Genomic DNA, 3731 nt, shown 5'->3' with positions numbered 1-3731 from the left:
TGCTGGCCTATAATACGTCTGCAGAGCAATTGTCGGCGAACATTGCCATCGATATGAAAAGCGCGGGCTTTACCGCGCTCTACGGCTCCTGTCCGGCCCAGCCCGCCGCGCCGGGCAGCCTCCACCTTTCCCTCCCCGCCTTCGGCACGATCATCTGCCAGGCCAGCGAATAAGCGAAAGCCCGCGTGACGACGAACCAGCCTCTTCTTCAGGACGAACCCTTGAGCGTTACCGCCCAGCCTTGGTGGAAGGGTGCGGCGATCTATCAGGTCTATCCGCGCAGCTTCGCCGATTCGAACGGCGACGGCATCGGCGACCTTGCCGGCATCACCGCGCGGCTCGACTATATCGCTTCGCTTGGCGTCGACGCGATCTGGCTGTCGCCCTTCTATCCCTCGCCGATGGATGATTTCGGTTACGACATCGCCGATTATTGCGGGGTCGATCCGATCTTCGGGTCGCTGGGCGATTTCGACGCGCTGGTGGCGCGCGCGCATGCGCTGGGGCTGAAGGTCACGACCGACCTCGTCTTTGCGCACACGTCCGACCGGCATAAGTGGTTCGCCGAAAGCCGTGCGGGCAAGCATGGTGCCAAGGCCGACTGGTATGTCTGGGCCGATGCCAAACCCGACGGGTCGCCGCCGACCAACTGGCAGTCGGTGTTCGGTGGGCCGGCGTGGACGTGGGACGCGCGGCGCGGCCAATATTATATGCATAATTTCCTCGGCACCCAGCCGCAACTCAACGTCCACAACCGCGAGGTGCAGGACGCGCTGCTCGCCGTCGTGCGATTCTGGCTCGACCGCGGCGTCGACGGCTTTCGTATCGATGCGATCAATTTCTCGATGCACGATCCCGAATTTCGCGACAATCCGCCCGCGCCGCCGTCGAACAAGGTCCGCACGCGGCCGTTCGATTTCCAGCAGAAAATCTACAACCAGTCGCATCCCGACATCGCGCTGTTCCTCGAACGAATCCGCGCGCTGACCGATCAATATCCGGGCAGCTTCACGGTGGCCGAGGTCGGCGGCGACGATGCGGTGCGCGAGATGAAGCTGTTCACCGCGGGGACAAGCCGGCTCAATAGCGCCTATGGCTTCGACTTCCTCTATGCCGACCGGCTGACGCCGCAGCTGGTGCGCGAGGCAGCCGAGCAATGGCCCGATACGCCGGGGCTCGGTTGGCCGAGCTGGGCGTTCGAAAATCACGACGCGCCGCGCGCGGTGTCGCGCTGGACCCCCGAAGGCGTCGATGCCGCCGCTTATGCGCGGATGAAGATGGCACTGCTCTGTGCGCTGCGCGGCAATATCATCATCTATAACGGCGAGGAGCTGGGGCTCGATCAGGTCGAGATCCCGTTCGAGCTGGTGAAAGACCCCGAAGCGCTCAAGAACTGGCCGCTAACGCTCTCGCGTGACGGTGCGCGGACGCCGCTGCCATGGGCGGCGACCGAGGCGAATGCGGGATTTTCCGTCGCCGATCCGTGGCTGCCGCTCGGCGCGGCGCACCGTGACCTTGCGGTCGACCGCCAGCAGGCTGACGAGACCTCGTTGCTCAACCTGACCCGCCGGCTTGTCGGCTTGCGTGCCGCCAACCCTGCGCTGCGCTTTGGCCGCGACGACCGCTGGGTCGCCGAGGGTGATTTTCTGGCGTTCGACCGCATCGCCGGGAACCGGCATGTCCGCTGCCTTTTCAATCTGGGCGGCGGCACGATCGATATCGCGGCGCATGGCGCGGCGGGTATGGAATTTGTCGCCCTCAATGGCGCCGATAGGACGTCGCTGCCGCCCTGCGGCGTGCTGTGGCTTGATCTCGAAGGAAAAAATTGATGCGTAGCCTGATCGCCGCCTTCTCGCTGATCGCGGCCGCGCCGGCCATGGCGCAGGACGCCCGGCCCTCGCAAACCGCAGCGTCGCCCGACGGCCGGATCGTGCTGACGGTCTCGACCGATAGCGACCAGCGCCCGACCTGGTCGCTGTCGCGCAAGGGCAAGCTGCTCATCGCGCCGTCGAAACTCGGTTTCATGCTTACCGACGGCATCGGCCTGCAGCGCGGATTCGGGATAGAGGGTGCGGAGACCGGCGGTGCCGACGAAAAATGGGAATTGCCGTGGGGCGAGCGCCGCTTTGTGCGCAATCACTACAATGAACTGCTCGTCCGCTTCCGCCAGCATGAAAGCTGGGGCGGGCACGCGATCAACGTCCGTTTCCGCCTGTTCGACGACGGCATCGGCTTTCGCTACGAATTGCCCGAGCAGGCGGGGATGAAGACTGCGAAGATCGCCGACGAGGTCACCGAATTCGACATCGCGCCCGAAGGTACCGCCTGGTGGATCACCGGCGGCGAATGGAATCGCTACGAGCAAATCTACCAGAAAACCCCGATCGATGCGGTCGCCACCGCGCACACGCCGATCACGATGCGCCTCGCCGACGGCACGCATCTCGCGTTCCACGAGGCGGCGCTCGTCGACTATTCGGGCATGTGGCTGAAGCGCATCGAGGGGCGCAAGTTCCGCTCGACCCTGTCGCCATCGTCGCGTGGGCCAAGGGTGGTCCGCGACCTGCCGTTCAACACGCCCTGGCGCACGATCCGGATTGCCGACAGCGCCGCGGGGCTGGTCGAAAGCGATCTCGAACTCAACCTCAACGAACCGAACAAGCTGGGCGACGTCAGCTGGGTCAAGCCGATGAAATATATCGGCATCTGGTGGGGCATGATCCGCGGCCCGTGGAGCTGGGCCGAAGGACCCGAGCATGGCGCGACGACCGAGAGGACGAAGCAATATATCGACTTCGCGGCGAAGCACGGCTTTGGCGGCGTGCTAGTCGAAGGATGGAACAAGGGTTGGAACAGCAACTGGTTCGGCCATGGCGACCAATACAGCTTTACCGAAGCCTATCCCGATTTCGACCTGAAGGCGGTCACCGACTATGCGCGCAAGAAGGGCGTGACGCTGATCGGCCATCATGAAACCGGCGGCAATATTGCGGTTTACGAAGCGCAGCTTGACGATGCGATGAAGCTTTATGGCCAGCTTGGCGTCAAGGCGGTGAAGACCGGCTATGTCGCCGACGCCGGCGGCATCATCGCGCCCGGCGACACGCCCGGGACGATGCGCATGGAATGGCACGACGGCCAGCGGCAGGTGCAGCACCATCTGAAGGTCGTGCAGACCGCGGCGAAGTACAAGGTCGCGGTCAACCCGCACGAACCGATCAAGGACACCGGGCTTCGCCGCACGTATCCCAACTGGGTTGCGCGCGAGGGCGCACGCGGCATGGAATATAATGCGTGGAGCGATTTCGGCAGCGGCCCCGACCATGAACCGACGCTCGTCTATACGCGGATGCTGTCGGGACCGATGGATTATACGCCGGGGGTGCTGAGCCTCGAGGGATCGAACAAGGCGCCCTTCGCCTCGACGCTCGCGAAACAGCTCGGCCTCTATCTCGCCATTTATTCGCCGATCCAGATGGCCGCCGACTTCATCGAAAGTCTGGAAGCGCATCCGCGCGAGTTGGACTTCATCAAGCAGGTCCCGGCCGACTGGGCCGAAAGCAAGCTGATCGCGGGCGAGGTCGGCGACTATGCGATCTTCGCGCGCAAGGACCGGAACAGCGCCGACTGGTATGTCGGCGGGGTCAACGACGCAACCGAACGGACGCTGACGCTCAGCTTCGATTTCCTCGATGCTGGCAAGAGCTATACCGCGACCGTCTGGAAGGATG

The 3731-nt window shown here is 64.0% G+C and carries 2 protein-coding genes; both read left to right on the top strand.

Annotation, left to right across the window (positions count from 1 at the left end):
• Positions 1-221 precede the first annotated feature (221 nt).
• Entirely contained in the window at positions 222-1829 is a 1608-nt protein-coding gene (locus tag VGD20_RS04465; RefSeq protein WP_331133295.1) for an alpha-glucosidase, read from the top strand.
• On the top strand, positions 1829-3731 hold a 1903-nt coding region (locus VGD20_RS04460), incomplete at its 3' end, for a glycoside hydrolase family 97 protein (protein ID WP_331133294.1). The genes VGD20_RS04465 and VGD20_RS04460, both read left to right, overlap by 1 nt.

Source organism: Sphingopyxis sp. (assembly GCF_036402335.1).
GTDB lineage: Bacteria > Pseudomonadota > Alphaproteobacteria > Sphingomonadales > Sphingomonadaceae > Sphingopyxis.
This window is presented reverse-complemented; position numbering and strand designations above follow the sequence as displayed.